At 31.0% G+C, this 19504-nt stretch carries 20 protein-coding genes; 4 read left to right on the top strand and 16 right to left on the bottom strand.

Features of this window, described 5'->3' with window-relative positions:
* Positions 1-109: 109 nt before the first annotated feature.
* The gene (locus NGI68_RS07345) at positions 110-766 is read left to right on the top strand and encodes an exosporium glycoprotein BclB-related protein (protein ID WP_353505362.1); all 657 of its coding nucleotides are present in this window, start codon (positions 110-112) and stop codon (positions 764-766) included.
* A gap of 200 nt (positions 767-966) precedes the next feature.
* Here the strand turns inward: NGI68_RS07345 and NGI68_RS07340 are convergent, their stop codons facing one another.
* Positions 967-1302 (bottom strand): winged helix-turn-helix transcriptional regulator, encoded by a 336-nt coding sequence (locus NGI68_RS07340; RefSeq protein ID WP_251860826.1) that lies wholly within the window; start codon positions 1300-1302, stop codon positions 967-969.
* 251 nt (positions 1303-1553) lie between these two features.
* Between NGI68_RS07340 and NGI68_RS07335 the strand changes: the two genes are divergently transcribed.
* Positions 1554-1844: a putative quinol monooxygenase gene (locus NGI68_RS07335; RefSeq protein ID WP_251860825.1), complete on the top strand. Its 291-nt coding sequence runs from the start codon at positions 1554-1556 to the stop codon at positions 1842-1844.
* Between the two features lie 26 nt (positions 1845-1870).
* Positions 1871-2503 (top strand): flavodoxin family protein, encoded by a 633-nt coding sequence (locus NGI68_RS07330; RefSeq protein WP_251860824.1) that lies wholly within the window; start codon positions 1871-1873, stop codon positions 2501-2503.
* Between the two features lie 160 nt (positions 2504-2663).
* On the opposite strand, the gene NGI68_RS07325 is transcribed toward NGI68_RS07330, so the two are convergent.
* A complete protein-coding gene (locus NGI68_RS07325) occupies positions 2664-3032 on the bottom strand; it encodes a VOC family protein (RefSeq protein ID WP_251860823.1) in 369 nt (122 codons plus the stop codon).
* 257 nt (positions 3033-3289) lie between these two features.
* On the opposite strand from NGI68_RS07325, the gene NGI68_RS07320 reads away from it, so the two are divergent.
* Positions 3290-3910, top strand: a complete 621-nt coding sequence (locus NGI68_RS07320; protein WP_251860836.1) for a cupin domain-containing protein — start codon at positions 3290-3292, stop codon at positions 3908-3910.
* Between the two features lie 158 nt (positions 3911-4068).
* Here the strand turns inward: NGI68_RS07320 and NGI68_RS07315 are convergent, their stop codons facing one another.
* From NGI68_RS07315 to pyk, 14 genes are all read right to left on the bottom strand, one after another.
* Positions 4069-5586: a phosphohexomutase domain-containing protein gene (locus NGI68_RS07315; protein ID WP_251860822.1), complete on the bottom strand. Its 1518-nt coding sequence runs from the start codon at positions 5584-5586 to the stop codon at positions 4069-4071.
* Between the two features lie 26 nt (positions 5587-5612).
* Entirely contained in the window at positions 5613-6530 is a 918-nt protein-coding gene (locus tag NGI68_RS07310; protein ID WP_251860821.1) for a transketolase family protein, read from the bottom strand.
* Complete coding sequence (locus tag NGI68_RS07305) at positions 6530-7351, bottom strand: transketolase (protein ID WP_286010090.1); 822 nt, start codon at positions 7349-7351, stop codon at positions 6530-6532. The genes NGI68_RS07310 and NGI68_RS07305 overlap by 1 nt, the downstream gene beginning before the upstream one ends.
* Before the next feature lie 63 nt (positions 7352-7414).
* The gene (locus NGI68_RS07300; protein WP_251860820.1) at positions 7415-8041 is read right to left on the bottom strand and encodes a beta/alpha barrel domain-containing protein; all 627 of its coding nucleotides are present in this window, start codon (positions 8039-8041) and stop codon (positions 7415-7417) included.
* Positions 8042-8056: 15 nt separating this feature from the next.
* The gene (dapA, locus tag NGI68_RS07295) at positions 8057-8935 is read right to left on the bottom strand and encodes a 4-hydroxy-tetrahydrodipicolinate synthase (RefSeq protein WP_251860819.1); all 879 of its coding nucleotides are present in this window, start codon (positions 8933-8935) and stop codon (positions 8057-8059) included.
* Between the two features lie 18 nt (positions 8936-8953).
* Entirely contained in the window at positions 8954-9553 is a 600-nt protein-coding gene (locus NGI68_RS07290) for an SIS domain-containing protein (RefSeq protein WP_251860818.1), read from the bottom strand.
* A 134-nt stretch (positions 9554-9687) separates the two neighbouring features.
* Entirely contained in the window at positions 9688-10959 is a 1272-nt protein-coding gene (gene ulaA, locus NGI68_RS07285) for a PTS ascorbate transporter subunit IIC (protein ID WP_251860817.1), read from the bottom strand.
* 53 nt (positions 10960-11012) lie between these two features.
* Entirely contained in the window at positions 11013-11300 is a 288-nt protein-coding gene (locus tag NGI68_RS07280) for a PTS sugar transporter subunit IIB (protein ID WP_251860816.1), read from the bottom strand.
* Between the two features lie 15 nt (positions 11301-11315).
* Positions 11316-13397 (bottom strand): BglG family transcription antiterminator, encoded by a 2082-nt coding sequence (locus tag NGI68_RS07275; RefSeq protein ID WP_251860815.1) that lies wholly within the window; start codon positions 13395-13397, stop codon positions 11316-11318.
* A 405-nt stretch (positions 13398-13802) separates the two neighbouring features.
* A complete protein-coding gene (locus tag NGI68_RS07270) occupies positions 13803-14171 on the bottom strand; it encodes a VOC family protein (RefSeq protein WP_251860814.1) in 369 nt (122 codons plus the stop codon).
* A gap of 145 nt (positions 14172-14316) precedes the next feature.
* Positions 14317-15702 (bottom strand): 23S rRNA (uracil(1939)-C(5))-methyltransferase RlmD, encoded by a 1386-nt coding sequence (rlmD, locus tag NGI68_RS07265; protein ID WP_251860813.1) that lies wholly within the window; start codon positions 15700-15702, stop codon positions 14317-14319.
* Positions 15703-15924: 222 nt separating this feature from the next.
* The gene (locus NGI68_RS07260) at positions 15925-16278 is read right to left on the bottom strand and encodes a DUF1540 domain-containing protein (protein ID WP_251860812.1); all 354 of its coding nucleotides are present in this window, start codon (positions 16276-16278) and stop codon (positions 15925-15927) included.
* A gap of 301 nt (positions 16279-16579) precedes the next feature.
* Positions 16580-17590: an aldo/keto reductase gene (locus NGI68_RS07255; RefSeq protein ID WP_251860811.1), complete on the bottom strand. Its 1011-nt coding sequence runs from the start codon at positions 17588-17590 to the stop codon at positions 16580-16582.
* A gap of 141 nt (positions 17591-17731) precedes the next feature.
* Positions 17732-19489 (bottom strand): pyruvate kinase, encoded by a 1758-nt coding sequence (gene pyk / locus NGI68_RS07250; RefSeq protein WP_251860810.1) that lies wholly within the window; start codon positions 19487-19489, stop codon positions 17732-17734.
* Positions 19490-19504: the final 15 nt, after the last annotated feature.

Here is a 19504-nt window from a genome sequence, read left to right as displayed (position 1 = left end):
TACTGGTGTCGCTGGCCCTACTGGTCCTATCGGTCCTACTGGACCTCAAGGTTTAATTGGTCCTACTGGCCCTGAAGGTACTACTGGTGCTGCTGGCCCTACTGGTCCTATCGGTCCTACTGGACCTGCTGGTGACAATGGTCCTAGAGGTGCTACCGGACCTACTGGCCCTATTGGTGTAACAGGTTCTACTGGTGCTACCGGTCCTGCTGGTGTTACCGGTCTTATCGGCCCTACTGGTGCTACTGGTGCAACCGGTGGGTCAGTTGCTATAATACCTTATGCATCTGGAACCCCTGTTGGATTAGTAACTGTTTTAGGAGGTTTAGCAAATACGGGCGGTCTAATTGGATTCGGAGCATCTCTTGCTGGCGTTGGTGTTTCTGCAGGTCCTATAAATTTAGGTGTTGGTCTTGGAGACTATGCATTTGTTGTACCTCGTGCCGGTACTATAACATCTTTGGCTGGATTCTTTAGTACAGTTGCTGCAGTAACTCTATTGAGTGCAGTAGAAGTAAACTTACAACTATATTTAGCAGATGCAGCTAGTAACACCTTTAATCCTGTAGGGACTCCTTTAGCATTAACTCCAAATTTAGGTCCAGTAATTAGCATCGGAGACGTTGCAACTGGCCTTAGTGCTCAAAATATTCCAGTATTAGCTCAGCAGAAGTTATTGTTAGTTGCTTTCTCAGATACACTTGGTATAGATTTAGCTTCTGTAGTTACAGGATTTATAAGTGCTGGTATAACAATTGATAACTAACTAGTATTTAATAGGAACTAACCGTCCTTTTAAATTTTATATTAATATTTATAAAATTTAAAACTTAGTATGTTCAATGATAACTAGGTATGAGTATATCCATACCTAGTTATTTTTAATTATTTTTAAATTTTTAAATACAACTATTAACAAAGCACCTAATACTAATATGGTACTATAAACAATAAGTGTATATAATATTAAATATCTGTCAAAGGAAGTTCTTTCATGTATTCTTCTCCCCAAGCACTCAAAGATTTTAAAATAGGAGCCATACTTTTACCAAAATCTGTGAGACTGTATTCCACTTTAGGTGGTACAACTGGATAAACTTTACGATTAATAAGACCATCTCTTTCTAATTCTCTCAGCTGTTGTGTAAGCATTTTAGGGGTTGCTTGCTTTACATACTTACTTAATTCGTTAAATCTTAAAACAGATTGTTCCATCAAATGCCACAGTATAACCGCTTTCCATTTCCCACCGATCAAATTTACTGTTACACTAACTGGACAACAACCTTCTCTTTTATTCATAATTAACACCTCAGTATCTTTTTAGATAGTATCATACTTTTTAGATAGTATCATACTTTTTAGATAGTATTGCACTTTTTAGTGCGTACTTGATATATCGAAAATTATAGATACAATTATAGTATAAGCAAAAAGGATAATCAAGAAATTTCTAAAACAGTAATTTTAGTGAATATATATTATGTAATGTATGTTATTGCATAGAAAAATCTAATTGCTTATTAATATTATAATATTAGGAGGAAATAATAATGATTTTAGTAATAGCACACGTTGTTTTGAAACAAGGAAATTCATCAAAATTCCTTTCAATTTCAAAAAACTGTATAGATGAAACTCGTAAGGAAGAAGGTAATATTTCTTATACTTTACTAGCTGACACAAAGAACTGTTGTAGATACACTTTTGTAGAAGAATGGGAATCTAAAGATGCTTTAGATAAACACATGAAAACAAATCATTTTATCACATTTGATAAGTCTATAGAAACACTTTTAGTTGAACCTTTATCTATTAACTTGTACAATGCTAATAAGTTATAAACATTAAATCGAAAGGATGATAAATTATGAAAGTAATCGCAATTAACGGCAGCCCAAATGGAAAAGGCAACACTTATCACAGTCTTGAAATAGTTTCCAATGAACTACGCAAACAAAATATTGAGGTAGAAATAATTCACATAGGCAACAAAGTCATACGTGGATGTTTGGCCTGTGGTAAATGTTCTGAAAATCAGAACGAACAATGTATAATAAAAGATGAAGTAAATAATATACTTCAAAAAATTAAAGAAGCAGATGGCCTTTTAATTGGTGCTCCTGTCCATTTTTCTGGAATAAATGGTACGATGAAATCTTTCTTAGACAGACTATTTTATGTTAATAGCTCAAATGGTAACTTCTTACGCCATAAAGTAGGAGCCGCTGTTGTAGCAGTACGTCGTTCTGGTGGAGTAGCTACTTTTAATGGATTAAACCATTATTTACAATTTTCTGAAATGATGATTCCAACAACTAACTATTGGAATGTTATACATGGCACAGCTCCAGGTGAAGCTACTCAGGATGCTGAAGGAGTTCAAGCACTTACAATTTTAGGTGAAAACATGGCATGGCTTATGAAACTTGTTGAAGCTGGGAAAGAAAAAATACAACCACCTGTTAAAAAGGATAAAATCTATACAAGTTTTATTAGATAATAATCATATAATTTAAAATCTTTATGTAAACATAAAAAATAGCTGTAAAAATAAGCATTAACATTTATATATTTACAATTATTTTGAATTATCCTAACGTAAAAACACATAATAGCCTCTCTTGACTTTTCTTATCAAGAGAGGCTATAATTTGATTTTATTATACTTGCTTATTTTCCACCAATTGAACTTCATAACCATCTGGATCACTAACAAAAATAAAACTAGTGTACACATTAGGAGATATAGGTCCTCTAATAATAGAAATTCCTTTACTGTTTAAATATTCTATAGTTTCTTCTAACGAATCCACTTCAATGCCTATGGAAATACCAAATCCTGACTGTATATCAATTACCTTGGAACTACATAACAATTCAATCTTAGGCTTATGCTCTTCTCCTAACATAGCAAGCTCTATTCCATTACCACCATGTCTGCTACTAATTGGTAAACCTAATATATTATGATAAAATTTCAAAGAGTTTTCTAGATTTGCTACATTTAGTGTTGCCCAACAAAAATTCATATTTGTTCCCCCTAAAAATTATATTTTTACTTTATTGAGTTATGTAAAACCGTCTATTTTCTATAATTTCTACATCTAATAGAATATCCCCTTCCAAAATAGCATATATTTATTCCTATGTATTTTCAACATCCCTGGTAGCATTTATGATTTTCTATCATTTAATTTGATTATTATATTATCACCTTAAATGAAAACACATTTCTTAATTATATAGCATATGGTAATGGTATAAGCTTATGAAAGGAATGAATAATATGTATAATGCTTATGGAACATATCCATACCCTTATTTTATCAATGTACCAATGTATAACAATAGATATCCTTATCCTTATTTTGTTAACCCATCAATGTACAACTCAAACTTCTCAGATGAATATATTCCTTTTGATGATACAATAGAATATGATTCAGTTGTGGATTTCCCACGCTCAATGATGGATGATAATTTCATACAATTAAAAGATTATGGTCCAGAACCATTTGTAGTTAATATTGAAGAAGCTACTACCCAGAATAATAATTATAGAACTGCTTTATGGACTGGAGAACATTTGCAAGTTACTTTGATGAGCATCGGTGTTGGAGATGACATAGGTTTAGAAGTTCATCCTACAGTTGATCAATTCTTACGTATTGAAGAAGGCGAAGGTCTTGTTCAAATGGGTGATAGTGAAAATAATCTTTCTTATGAAAAACAAGCTTATGATGATTTTGCCATCATGGTTCCTGCGGGGAAATGGCACAATGTAACTAACACAGGTAATACCCCTCTTAAATTATATGCTATCTATGCTCCACCTGAACACGAACGTGGTACTATTCATGAGACCAAAGCAATTGCAGAAGCCGCTGAGAGAAATTACAAATATTAATAACAGATTTTTTATCTATAACTATTTCCAAAGAATCCTTCTAAGGGTTTTGCGTTCTTTTCACAATGGGACATTATGTCTTTTCATCCAACAAATAATATATTTAAATTATAAAATAAAGACTGGAAGCACTTTCAGTGCCTCCAACCTTTTAAGATTTATAGTACTAACTTATTGTAATTATTTATGAAGATCTCAATATGTGAAAAAATATTTTTCACTCCATCTTTAACATGACTTTCAATATTTAAAACAAGTAAAGGCTCATGAAGAGATACCCTAAGTAAGAACCAGCCTTTTTCTTTATCACAATTTATTTTTATACCCTCATAATTTTTAGGCTCTATACTCCATCCTTTAATATTAGAAACATATCCTCTTAAGTCTTCTATGACAGACCCTCCATAAGTATTAAAATCGTCACACTTGATTTTAATCCTTTTTTCTTCACTTTCTAGGGGATGATTTAAGTTCTTTATCAAGTAGGCTATATCCTTATGATCTTTTTTTAGTTTTGACATTTCTATAAGTATTTTCACTATAAGATAAGCTCCATCATCTAAAAAGTAGTTTTCCCTTAAAGCTGCGTGTCCCGAGGTTTCTATTGCAAGAGGAGACGAAATACCTTCTTCATTTAATTTTTTAGCTTCATTTATGACATTTTTATATCCTCTTTTAAATCTATGGTGAACGCCTCCTAAATTAGTTATAAATTCTCCTAAACCTGTAGATGTTATAGAGTCTGTAACTATAGTTGCTCCCTGATTTTCCTTTAGAACTATGGAAGACATTAGAGCTATAAGAGAATTTTTGTTTATTTGTTCCCCTGTTTTAGAAACTATTGCAGCTCTATCCACATCAGTGTCAAAGATTATTCCTAAATCTGCTTTTGAATTTAGTACTGCATTTTTTATAGACTCCATAGCTTCTTTATTTTCTGGATTAGGTATATGATTAGGAAATGTTCCATCAGGTTCTAGATATTGACTGCCTTCAGTGTCTGCCCCAAGTTCCTTTAATACTTTATATGCAAAAAAGCCACCTGCTCCATTTCCTGCATCTACTATTATTTTACTTCCTTCTAATGGCTTTTCAGTGTTTACAGAATTTCTTACTTTATAAACTAATATCTTAGAATAATCTTCAATTAAATTAACTTTTTTAACTTCTCCTTTTTCAAATTCTAATGAACTTTTTTCCTGTGTATTGGCTAAGTTTAATATTTCATCAATATCTTCTTTTTCACATCCTCCAACAGGAGTAAAAAATTTAAGTCCATTGTAATAGTAAGGAAGATGGCTTGCTGTAATCATTATGGCTCCATCACATTTGTAATCTTCTAAAACTGTAGTCATAAACATGGATGGAGTTGTTGAAATTCCACAATCATATATATTTATTCCATCTGTAGTTAAAGCTTCTATTAAGGAATCTTTTAGGTTAGGTCCTGATAATCTTGAATCCATACCTATAGCTACTTTTAGATTAGTTCTACTAGTAGTTATATTTTTTAACCATTTTGAAAAACCACGTCCAATTAATGATATAATTTCAGGAGTTAAAGATTCTTTGTGCTCTTTAGTTTCTATTGCTATCCCCCTTATATCTGTGCCATTTTTAAGCTTTTTTAATTTAAGTTTTATATCATTTTCTATATTACATAAATTTGTACTCATAGCTATTCCCCCTTTAGTAATTACTTCTAAAGTGCTTTAGCTGTTTCAACTATATCTTTTGCAGTTAATCCATAATGTTGTAATAAAGCATCTGGAGTTCCTGATTGTCCAAATACATCCTTAAGTCCTATTCTCTTAAGTTTAGCTGAACATTCCTCTGCTAGTAGTTCTGCTACTGCTGAACCTAGCCCCCCTATTATGCTGTGTTCTTCAGCTGTAACTATTTTACCTATATTTTTAGCTAAACTTACTATAAGTTCATTATCTAATGGTTTTATAGTTGGTATATTTACTACTGTTGCTTCTATGTTTTCTTTGCTTAAAGTTTCTGCTGCTTCTAAAGCTTTAGCTACCATTATTCCTGTTGCAACTATAACTACATCTTTTCCTTTTCTTAAGACTTCACCTTTTCCTATTTTGAATTCATAGCTTTCATCATGAATTACAGGTGTTGCTGCTCTTCCCAATCTTATATACACTGGTCCATAATATTCAGCCGCTGCAAATACTACCTTTTTTGCTTCTACTGCATCTGATGGATTTATAACCACCATATTTGGTATACCTCTCATTAAAGATATATCTTCTATAGCTTGATGGCTTCCTCCATCCTCTCCTACTGTTACCCCTGCGTGAGTTACCGCTATTTTTACATTTAACTTTGGATAAGCTACTGAATTTCTTATTTGTTCAAAAGCTCTTCCAGCTGCAAACATTGCAAAAGTTGTTGCAAATGGTATCTTTCCACATGTGGCTAATCCTGCTGCTGTTCCCATCATATCTCCTTCTGCTATTCCCATATCAAAGAATCTTTCTGGTGCTACTTTTTTAAATTCTATACTCTTAGTTGCTTTTGCTAGGTCTGCATCTAATACTACTACCTTTTCATTTGATGCTAATTCTTTTAATGCTTCTCCATAAGCTTCTCTTGTTGCTATATTCATTATTCTTCTCCTCCTTTTAATTCACTTAGAGCTTTAACTTTTTCCTCTTCATTTGGTGCCGTTCCATGCCAGGAGGCTTGATTTTCCATAAAAGAAACTCCTTTTCCTTTTACTGTGTTAGCTATTATTGCGGTTGGTCTTCCTTTAACTTCTTTAGCTTTAGTTAAAGCATCTTTTATTTCTTCTAAATTATGTCCGTTTATAACTAGTACATTCCATCCAAAAGCTTCAAACTTCTTATCTACTGGACTTACCCTCATAACTTCTTCGTTTGATCCATCTATTTGTAACCCATTCAAATCTACAAATGCTACTACGTTGTCCAATTTATAATGAGCTGTGCTCATAGCTGCTTCCCATATTTGTCCTTCTTGAAGCTCTCCATCTCCTATTATTGTATATACTCTATAAGATTTATTATCTAATTTTCCTGCTAAAGCTATTCCATTAGCTGCTGATAATCCTTGTCCTAATGAACCTGTAGACATATCTACTCCTGGAGTTTTTTTCATGTCTGGATGTCCTTGAAGTATTGATTTAAATTTTCTTAATGATTTAAGTTCTTCTTTTGGAAAATACCCTCTTTCTGCTAAAGCTGCGTAAAGAGCTGGTGCTGCATGTCCTTTTGATAATACAAGTCTATCTCTATCTTCCCACTTAGGTTCTTCTACCTTTATGTTCATTTCTTCAAAGTACAATACTGTTAGAATATCTGCTATTGATAATGATCCACCTGGATGTCCTGATTTCGCTACTGCTAGCATTTCTATAATATCTATTCTTATATTAGTTGCAATTTCTTTTAACATTTTTGTATTCAAATTGATATTCCCTCCTATATTTTTAAGAGCCACTTAAAATTTAAGCGGCTCCTAACTTTAAATTTATCTTGTATTTTTAATGATTTCACGAATTTTTTTTGCATTTTCTGCAATATTATCTTTTGATCCTTTAGTTAAAAGTCCGCCTATTCCAACTGAATCAACACCATTTTTAATCCATTCTCCTAGATTATCTAAAGTTACTCCCCCAGAAGCCAATATAGGCATATAAGGGAGCGGTGTCTTTATAACTGATACTAAAGATGGTCCATAAAAATTAGATATAGGAAATGCCTTAACAAAAGATGCTCCTAACTCTAAAGCTTGAACCATTTCAGTAAAAGTAGTACATCCAGGTGCATATGGAATTCTATATCTATTGCACACTACAGCAACTTCTTTACTTAAGTTTGGCGCTATAATAAATTTTGCACCAGCAAGAATAGCCAATCTTGCCGTTTCACCATCTAATACAGTACCTGCCCCCACTAATAACTTTTCTTTAAATTCATCATTGAGAGCCTTTATTACTTCTCCAGCATTTGGAAGAGTATAGCTTATTTCTAGTACGTCTACTCCACCTTCTAAGCATCCCTTAGCAATTTCTATTCCTCTTTCAATATTTTCCGTTCTAACAATTGCCATAGCCCCAGTATCTATTATTCTTTTTTCAACATCTGGTTTAAGCATAATTTATCTCCAATATTAAATATTATAGTATTTAAGCATTTCTTTAATTTTATCTATAGCTTCTTCGCTTGCCTCACTAACTGGAGGTCTAGCGGAACCAACAGGAATACCCGCTAATTCAACAGATTTTTTTAATACTGATGGAACAGTTCCAAGTTTTAATACCGCTCTTAAATTTTCAATATTTTCTTGAGCTTTCTCAGCAGATGCAATATCTCCTTTGATATAATTTTCATATATTGACACATCTAAATCAGCGATAAGATTAGCTGTAGCTGCTATTGCCCCTGTAGCCCCTACCTTTAAAGCTTTTAGGATTAAGGAATCAGAACCTGATAACACTGAAAAATCCTGTCCTTTTGAAGCTTCTATATAACTCTCAATATTTTCAAGTTTTCCACTACTATCTTTAATACCAATGATATTTTTAACCTTTGCAAGTTCTTTAACTGTATCTGCATCAATGTTTATACCAGTATTTTTAGGAATATTATATAAAACTATTGGTGTTTTAATAGATTTCGCTACTGCTTTATAATGACCTATAAGCTCATTTTGAGTAGGTGGTACAAAATAAGGAGTTATTACAGATAATGCGTCTGCACCAAGCTCCTCCATTTTTTTAGAAAGAGAAATAACTTCTCTTGTACTATTTCCACCAGTACCCACATAGACTGGAACTCTTTTTGCTACTTCATCAATAACAAGTTTAGCAAAATTAATCTTTTCTTCCTGGTCTAATACGTGGAATTCACCATTTGTTCCAAGTATGAATATTCCGCTTACACCAGAATTTATAAGTTTATTAATTAATTGTTTTGTTGCTGTCTCATTTATCTTATGATTTTCATCAAAAGGTGTAACCATTGCAGCAATGATACCTTTAATTTCCATTATATAGACCTCCTTTTACTAAACTCCTTTGATTGATTTTCCTAAAGATCCACCTGGATGCCATTTAACATATTTTTCAGGAGTTAGATCTTTTTCATCTTGAAGTAGTATACTTAAACTTTGTAAAACAATAATTTCAGCTACAATTGATGCACGAGGAGGTTTATTTAATTTATCTCCTTCTAAATTAATTCCTGCTAATAAAGCAACATCACCTTTCTTTGCAAGCCAAGATTCTTTATTACCAGTAACAGAAATAATTTTAGCACCATTCCTCTTTAGTGTTTCAACTGTAGCTTTTAATTCTTCTGTTTCTCCACTATTAGAAATAGCTATAACTACGTCACCAGGTACAACTTGCCCAGATGATCCATGGACAGCTTCAGTTCCGTGAAGTTCATAAGTAGGAGTACCAGTTGAGGATAATAGAGATGCTATATATCCAGCAACATAACTAGGTTTTCCAATACCAGTCACATGTACACGGCCGTGACTTTTTTCTGCTTTAAGAATTAAATCACGTGCTTCATTAATAGCCTCTTCATCAATCGAAGTAATAAATGTTGATATTTCACTGGATAGAATACCCAAAAATTTAGGTAATATCTTTTCAATCATAATTTGTCCTCCTTTAAATAGAGGCTGTGCTATTAAAAATTTAATAAAAATATATAAGTTTTGTAAGTTCAAAATTAAAACTATATATTGTAAAATTTATTCTTAATACCACAGCACCATAAGATTAATATAGCTTAGATAGGTTTTATCAATTGTAAAATCTTATGCAATATAGTTCCCACTACGTTATAATCAATATTAGGGAATGTTGCACCTTTAACCCCAAGTGTTCCATAAACTGGGTATAGGATCGTTGGCAAGAATGCAAGTAATAAGCCTACAACAAAAGATCCAAGGATAGCCCCTCTCCATCCCCCTGATGAGTTACCGAATACAGCAGCTGTACCCCCTGAGAAGAAACAAATATGAGCAGCTGGAATAATAACTACAGGGAACACGCTAGGGAATGATACCATAACAACGATTGATAATAGTCCAGCAGTATATGCTGAGATAAATCCAAGAATGACTGCATTTGGTGCATATGGGAATACTGTTGGAACATCTAATGCAGGACGTGATCCTGGAATATATTTTTCTGAAATAACAACGAATGCAGCTGTGATTTCAGCCAAGAACATACGAACACCTGTCATCAATATTGACATACCTGCTACAAATGTGAATGCTTGTACAAGAGGGAACACCAACCAGTGCTGTGAACCAGCAATTTTCTGAGTAAATTCTTGACCAGCTTTTAATGTTGCAACATAGAATAAGATTATCATAACTATTGACAGACCCATTAAGAAATCTCTGAATATTGATAACCATTTAGGGAATTTAATAGATTCTGTTGTTTCATCTTTATATTTTGAGAATAAACGACCAATATAACCTGATAGTCCATAACCAATCATATTAAAATGTCCAATTGCTTGTTCATCTCCACCTGTTATATCACGCATAAATGGCTGACAGAATTGAGGTAATGCAGCGGACATAAAACCTAAGATAGTACCACCAACTAAAATTGTAACTGTATTATTGAATCCATGTGCTTGCATAATCAATACTAATACACAAGAAAAGAACAAACTATGACCTGTTGTAAAAAAGATGTTCTTGAATCTTGTAATACGTGCAAAGACTAAGTTCAGTATGAATCCAAGAATCAACGTTAATGAAACTGCGAAACCATATGTGTTTTGTGCAAGTGCTGTAGCAGCTTCAGGTGAAGCAATAACACCTGTAATACCGAAACCATACTGGAATAGTTTATTAAAGTTTTGTAATGCTCCAGTCATGGCAGAAGCACCAATTCCAAATACTAAGAAACCTATAAGGGTTTTTGAAGCACCAGTAAATACTTCAGTAGCTGATTTCTTTTGAAGAATTAAACCTATTAACGCAACTACACCAAGCAAAACAGCAGGTGTACTCAATAAACTTATAATAAAATTCATACATATTTCTCCTTAAATTTATTATAGTACTCTTAAGATTTATTCATCAGGATTTATTTCTCTTTTGAAGCAAGAAATTGTTCTAATGCTGTTTTAATTTCATTACGATCAACAATATTATGAATACCAATAATATCAATTTTGTAATTTTTGTTTTTCAATTCTTCAGCAACATCAATTAATGTTTCTATAGCATCTCCATTAAATCCATTTAATGCATCTAATGAACCATGCTCAACTTCGATTGGAAAATTATTTTCCTTAATAACTTGTTGAGTTTTGATTTTCAACATCAAACTTGATCCAACCCCTGCTCTACATGCAACTAAAATTTTATACATAACTAAATCCTCCTTTTATAATTCATGTGATTTTATAAAATCAATAACTTCCTTACCATCCTTTGCGTTATCTAAAGTTCTAAAGAACTCATCCATTTCCAATAATTCAACAAGTTCAGACATAGCGCGCAAATGACTGTCATTGTCTACTGCACTTAAACAGAAAACATATTTTACTGGGTCATTATCTTTATTACCAAACTCAATAGGATTTTCTAAGGTTGCGATTCCAATTGCAATTTCCTTTGTTCCTGCCTCTGGTCTTGCGTGTGGTAGTGCCACATGTTTTGTAATTACAATATAGGCACCAGATTTTTTTGCTGTGTTAACCATGGCATCTACATACTCTTCTGTAACTTTACCATTTTCAACCAAAGCTGATGCAGACTGCCTTATGGCATCCTCAGCATTTTTAGCTGCTACATTTAGTTTTACTAGTGTTTCATTTGTAAGATCACTTAGCATAAGTCCTTCCTCCCCTTTATCCGTAAAACTCTCTATTTGTGTAAAATAGGATAATAATTCATTTGAAAGCATACCTTCCGAAGTTATTTTTGCATATTTTTTTATTATAGCCATAACCTCATCTATCTTGGGTTGCCTTAAAAAAATATCACCCAATTGGATGTACACTTCACGTGTAATCTTATACTTTTCTTTTTTAGTCATAACAGGACTAACTTTAATTATCGGTACATCTATTTCTAAGTTTTCTGCTGTATAATTAGTAGTAAACACAATATCTACAGATCCAACGAAATTTTTTAGCTTAGAAGATTCTAATGGTGGTAAAAAATACAGTTCTGGAAATAAATTTGTAAGCTCTGCGTATAAAATAGCTGAACTACCCACACCATTTGAACAAACTATTAGCGCTGTTCTTTTTTTAAGAATATCAAATCCTTTTCTATTTGAGAAAATAGCTGCAAAATGCATTGTTAAGTATGCTAATTCCTCTTCTTGAATTTCTTCCTCAAATATACCGCAGAATTCTTTCATTGCATTGCTTACAATTCTATATACTAATCTGTATTCTTCTTTTACTTTTTTACAAAGTGGATTATAAACAGGTAATTTAAATAAAAGTCTGTAATAAGCTGGTCTAAAATGAGAATATAGTTGTTTAAATATTTTTTCTTGACTTATATAATAAACTCCACTGAAATATACAAACTTTGTCATAATTTTGTTTACAATTTCTGAAATTACAACTCGATCTTTTGTATCTTCTTCATAATTTCCTACTGATATACCTAAGATCCAAGCACTAATATACGTTACATCATGAGATTTTATCTTATCTTTGCTATCATATACTTCTAGTAATTCTTCAGCAAATTTATATTCTTTCATGGAGTTCATGACTTCAATATTTGGGATGTCTATATTTCCTGAAGTAATTATTTTCTTTGAAATCATTCTAGCTTTTAAAAAAATGAATATATAAATAAATTCTATTAATCTGTCTTCAACAAATGTAATCTCATGTTTTTTTACAAGTTTTGATATAATTTTTTCAGCTTTTTTAAAGCTGTCCAATTTATACTCTTCAATAAAAATATCAAATACTCTTGAACTTTTTTCATTAGAGAGTGTCTCTATAATATTTTTAATGAGTACTCTTCTAATTTCCATCTCAGATCCAACTAAATAAAATCCATTTGTACGATTATTCTTAATTTTAATGCCTTTTTTCTCAAGATTAGGTATCAAATCTTTAAAATCAAGATTAACAGTTGATCTACTTACCTTTAGAGAATCTATAAAATGATTAATTGAAATATCATCCATGTTAATAAAAAGCATTAAATACATATATAAGAGTCGTTCTGTTCTGCTAAAGTAGTACGTATTTTTACTATAGTTCTTTCCCAGGATTTCTTTAATTGCATCCTTTGTATCTTTTTGAACAATAATATCTTTACTACTTCCTAAAAATATGGGTGATGCTTTTTTTATTTTAAGCATATCGTTGATTTTATTTAATCTGTAAGTAATTTGTCTTTTTGAAGAATTAGTTTCTTCTTGCAGTCCTTTTGTGGTAATCAATGTACTATTTAATAAAATCTGAAGAATTGATACAATTTCTTTATCCATTTATAATAATCCCGCTTTCTTATTAAGATTAGTTATAATGTTGTCATTGGATTCTATTTTTCATCTCCTCCTTAATATTTATTCTATTTTAAAAGTTTATCGATTTCAATTTCATTTAAGTTCAATTTTTGTTTTAAATTAAAACAAAAGTTGAACTTATGTAAAAAAAAGAGATGTTTGACAATATAATAACTTTGTTTGTGTTATATTTTTCTGATTTTCGACAAAAAATACACACTCATTTCTTAAAAACCAACCCTAAAAAGGGCTACTCTTTTTTAGAGTATCCCTTAATATTTAATTTTATTCTGTTGTATATCCACACTATATATGAGCTACTATTGAAACAATTCATATAGTGTGAAATATCTTCATTTTAGATTTTATCCTTAATAATACAACTATCTATAAGATAGATTGCTTGTGTTCAATTAGAGCTATCCTTACCCCATTTGGGTCTTCTATAAAAGCTAAACTCCCAACCATTGTTGGTACTGGTTCCATTATGATTTTAATGTTTTTGGTTTTGAACTCTTCTATGGTAGAATTTAAATCTTTAACATCCATTCCCACAGAATAGAATCCAACTTGATGTATTGTATCTTTTATAAGCTCTATCATAGAATCACCCTCACCCTTCATTAATGTTATATTTATTCCTGGCTGAGGATTGTATTTGCTATGTATTTTAAATCCCATAACTTCAGTATAAAATTTGATGGACTCTTTCATATCCTTAACTATTATAGTAGAATACTTTACCTTAATATCCATATTTCATTATCCCTCTTAAAAAATTTTAAAACTCCTAACCAAATCCTTATTTCAACCCATTACTATTGTCACAAAGCTCCAACTTGAACTCAACTTTTCTTAGAAATATATAATTTTTTAAAATTCACATTGATTCTTTAGATAACTATATTGTTTTGCTACTTAATCTAACTACATTCTCCACATGACTTGTTTGCGGGAACATATCTACAGGCTGTACTTTCTCTGTATTATACCCTAATTCCTTTAATATGCCTAAATCTCTTGCCAAGGTTCCTGGATCACAGGATACATATACTATTCTCTTAGGGTTACTGCTTGCTATTGCTTCAAGTAAGCTTTTTTCACATCCTTTTCTTGGTGGGTCTACTACTACCACATCTGCTTTTATTCCTTGATTTATTAAATTAGGAATAACTTCCTCTGATTTTCCTACCAAAAACTCTACATTATCTAGATTATTTTCTTTTGCATTATCCTTTGCATTGTCTATAGATTCTTTTATTATTTCTACTCCATAAACTTTTTTAGCCATCTGTGATAAAAATAAAGATATAGTTCCTGTTCCACAATAAGCATCAAATACTATTTCTTCTCCTTTTAGATTGGCAAACTCTAAAGCTTTTTTATATAGTACTTCTGTTTGTATTGGGTTTACCTGAAAAAAAGATAATGGTGATATATTAAATTTAAATTTATCTATATAATCAGTAATAGTATCTTTTCCCCATAAAGTAATACATTTTCCCCCTAATACTACATTGGTTTTTTTAGAATTTATATTTTGTATTATGCTTTTTATATTTGGAATTTCTTTTACTATTTCATTTATTAGTGCTTCTATATAAGGTATTTCTCTTCCTTTATTAGTTACAATAACTAACATAAGCTCCTTATTTTTAAAAGCTTTTCTAATCATTATATGTCTTATTAAGCCCTTACCTGTTTCTTCATTATACGCAGATATACTATATTTTTTCATCCATTCTCTTATTATTTTTATAATTTTATCTGAATCATCATCCTGTATTAAACATTCCTTTACATCCACTACCTCATGAGTTCTTGGTTTATAAAATCCTATTTTTATTTCACCCTTTTCTAATCTTACAGGCATTTGAATTTTATTTCTATATCTATATGGTTTATCCATACCAATAGTGTCTTCTATTTCTATGTTATCTATATTCAACTTACCAATTCTTTGTAGACAATCTATCACTCTTTGCTTTTTAAAATCTAATTGAGATTTATAACTATAATGTTGAACGTGACATCCTCCACATTGCTTATATATTGGACATACTGGATCAACTCTATTTTCTGATTCTTTATTTAACTTTACAATCTTTCCAAAGGCAAAGTTTTTATTTACTTTAACTATTCTTGTTAATGCATTTTCTCCTTCCAGTGCTCCTGGTATAAATACAGTAAAGTCTTCTATTTTGCTTACTCCTTCACCTTCAAATCCAGTCCTTATTATATCCAAATTGTATTCTTTATTTTTTTCTACAGGTATATTTTTTTTCATAATCTCTCTCCATTTATGTAATTTTATATATCATAACAAAAATATAGGATAAATAGTGATAATCAAACTATCTATCCTTAAGCTTTTCTAATATATAAATTATAACAATATTTAAAACAAATTTATAATAATTTTATAAATTTGTTTTAAGATTTTTACAAATAAATTTTTATGGGCATAATTTTATAACTAAAACAGTTAATTTACTTTTAATACTATAATTTATTTATCCTTCTCATAAGTTGAGCAGATAGTTTCACTACTATTTCTAGTTCTTACATCATCACCATTTATTTCTATGGCATCTGCAGTACATATTCTATTATTGTTATGAGTACAATTATAAACTTCACAATTAACTTCTGGAACCATATTATTCTCTCCCGTAACCATCTGTTTAAAACCCTCTACTAAATTTGTGTTGTGAAATTTGCTCATAGTATTTATGGCTCCCTTTGCTGCAAAAGTTTTGCACTGACTATGTGAATCATTATTTTCTACTTCTATGGAATTTGCTGTACACTGTCCATGTAAATTATTTATACAATTTTCTGCACTACAAGTTAATGTATTCATATTGACTACCTCCTAACAAAAATATATAATTAGTCTTTGTTAATAGGATTTTTGTATTCATAATATATAATAATACTTTATATATTTTTTAAATTAATCTTATAAATTAATATTAATTTATAAGATTAATTTTTCTTACAAAAAAGAAAGAGCACCTTAAAGGTGCTAAAGAAGATCAGTTGCCTATTATTTCCTATTTTCTTATTTTTGACACATATCATATTATTATACAACATATTATATAATAATTTCAATAAAAATAGTAAAGTTTTTTAAAATTTATTTTTATTTTATAATGAATCTATTCTTCAAACTCTGTTCTTACTCTTTTTAACATTTTTATTATAGGTAAATCATATGGACATCTCTTCTCACAGGCTCCACATTCTATACAATCTTTAGCTCTAGAATCTAAACTAAAGTATCTATCATCTGCCCATTCTGGTAATCCATATCTAATCTTATAGGCTTCTAACACAAATATTCCTGGAATATCTATATTTTTTGTACAAGGAGCACAATATCCACATCTTCTACAAAATTCTGTACCCAATTCTTTAAGTATTTTATCACATTCTATTTTTTCTTGTTCTGTTAGAACTATATCTTTATTACCACAGGCTGAATTTTCTACTACTTCCTCTAAATTAGCCATTCCAGGTATAGCTGTAGTTATATTTTTATTACTTAATACATATTTTAAAGCTAAAGTTCCATTATTAAGAGCTCCTCCTGCCATAGGCTTCATATCTATTACCCCTATGTTTAACTCCTTAGCTCTTTGGAATAATTCTTTTCCTTGTCTTTCTACTATATTGTAAGGATACATAATAGTCTCAAATTTCCCGCTTTCTATTGCCACTTTAAGTACATCTAAACTGTGAGAAGTAATTCCTATATGTCCTATCTTCCCTTTAGATTTAAGTTCTTCTAATGCCTTGTATGCTCCATCCTCACTTAATATTTTTTCATAATCTTCTACTGTTTTTACATTATGAAATTGATATAAATCTATATAATCTGTTCTTAAATTTTTAAAGCTTCTATTTGCTTCTTCCATCATGGAGTTTTTATCTCTAGCCATAGATTTTGTAGCTATAATCCATTTGTCTCTTCTGCCCTCTAATGCATAGCCTACATATTCTTCTGAAACTGTATAAAGCCTAGCAGTATCTATAAAATTCATGCCAAGCTCCTCTGCTTTATGTATAATATCAGCTGATTCTTCACAAGTTATTTTCTGGATAGCTATACCTCCAAAGGCCACCATAGAAACTTTTAAACCAGTACTTCCTAACTCCTTATAATTCATTATTATTCCTCCTTAACCCTAGTAAATAAAATTATAGAGTAACTTATGCTTTGGTGTCAACATTATAAATATTCACATATTTTATTTATGTTCTTATGCAAAAATTAAGAGCCCACATGGGCTCTTAACACTGTATCATCCTTAAATTATGTTAGCTTTTCCGTTGTATACTATTCCTCTTACTGTATCTAAAGTTACATATGTTCCTGTTTTTAGTATATCCATAGCGCCACCTGCATTGCATATGAACGGAATATCTCTTGCTATGCATTCTATAGCCAAGTGTGATGTTATTCCACCTTCTTCTGCAACTATTCCTGATACTCTATCTAAAACAGTCATATATCTTCTATCTAAATTTTTTACTACTAATACATCGTCTCTTTCAACTATTTTTTCTGCTTCTTTAGGATCTTTTACTATCTTTATGTTTCCATAAGTTGGTCTAGTTCCTGATCCTCTTCCTTGTACTAGTATGTCACCTACTATGTGAACTTTTAACATATTAGTTGTTCCTGAATAAGATACTGGAATTCCTCCTGCTATAACAACTAAATCACCATTTTTAATGTATCCTTCTTCTAAAGACTTATTAACAGATTTTTCTATTAACTCATCTGTTGAAGTAAATGTTTCTGTTAATAATGGCACTACTCCCCAGTTTAATGCTAATTTTCTAGCAACCACTTCGTTTGGTGTTACTGCTATAATAGGACATTGTGGTCTATATTTTGATACCATTTTTGCAGTATGTCCGCTTTGAGTTGCTGTAATTATAGCTGTAGCATTTAATTCTGATGCTGTAGTACATGTTGCTAAGCTTATAGCATTAGGAACATTTAGCACATGGCTTTCTCTCATTTTATTTAATATAGCATCATAATTTAATTTTGCTTCTGCAGTTTTAGCTATTCTAGACATAGTTTGTGCAGCTTCTACTGGGTATTTACCATTAGCTGATTCTCCACTTAACATTATAGCATCTGTTCCATCAAATATTGCATTGGCTATATCTGATGCTTCAGCTCTTGTTGGTCTAGGATTTCTTATCATAGAATCTAACATTTGAGTTGCTGTAATTACAGGCTTTCCTGCTTTATTACATTTTTCAATTATTCTTTTTTGAATAATTGGAACTTTTTCTATAGGAATCTCCACTCCCATATCTCCTCTAGCTACCATTATTCCATCAGAGAATTTTATTATTTCATCTATATTGTCAACGCCTTCTTGACTTTCTACCTTAGATATTATTTGTATTTCATTTCCGCCATTTTCTTCTAATATTTTTCTTATAGCTAATACATCAGAGGCTTTTCTTATGAAAGACGCACTTATTAAATCTACTTTTACTTCACATCCAAATTTTAAATCTTCGATATCTTTTTCAGTAACTGCTGGAAGTGATATTGAAGTACCTGGAACATTAACTCCTTTATGATTTGAAACTGTTCCTGAATTTTTAACTATTGTGTGAATTTTGTTGCCTTCTACTGATTGAACTTCTAGTTCTACTAAGCCGTCATCTATTAATATTTTGCTTCCTTTAACTACATCCTTATATAAATCTCCATAAGTAATAGAACATTTTGTTTCATCACCTAATACATCTTCTCCACAGTATACTGTAAATTGTGATCCTTCTTTTAGTTCTACCTTATCTATTGAAAAATCACCTGTTCTTATTTCTGGGCCTTTAGTATCTAGCATAATAGCTATATGTTTATTGTATTTTTCTCTTAATTTTTTAATCATTATCATTCTTTCTCTATGTTCTGGATGTGTTCCATGAGAGAAATTATGTCTTGACACACTCATACCCGCTTCTATTAATTTTGATACCACTTCTTCTGTTGAACTTGCAGGTCCTATAGTAAATATCATTTTAGTCTTTTGCATATAAAACTCCTCCTC

The sequence above is a fragment of the Clostridium sp. Marseille-Q2269 genome, from assembly GCF_943736985.1.
Taxonomy (GTDB): Bacteria; Bacillota; Clostridia; order Clostridiales; family Clostridiaceae; genus Clostridium_F.
The sequence above is the reverse complement of the archived record's forward strand: the minus strand, read 5'-3'. Positions and strand labels throughout refer to the sequence as shown.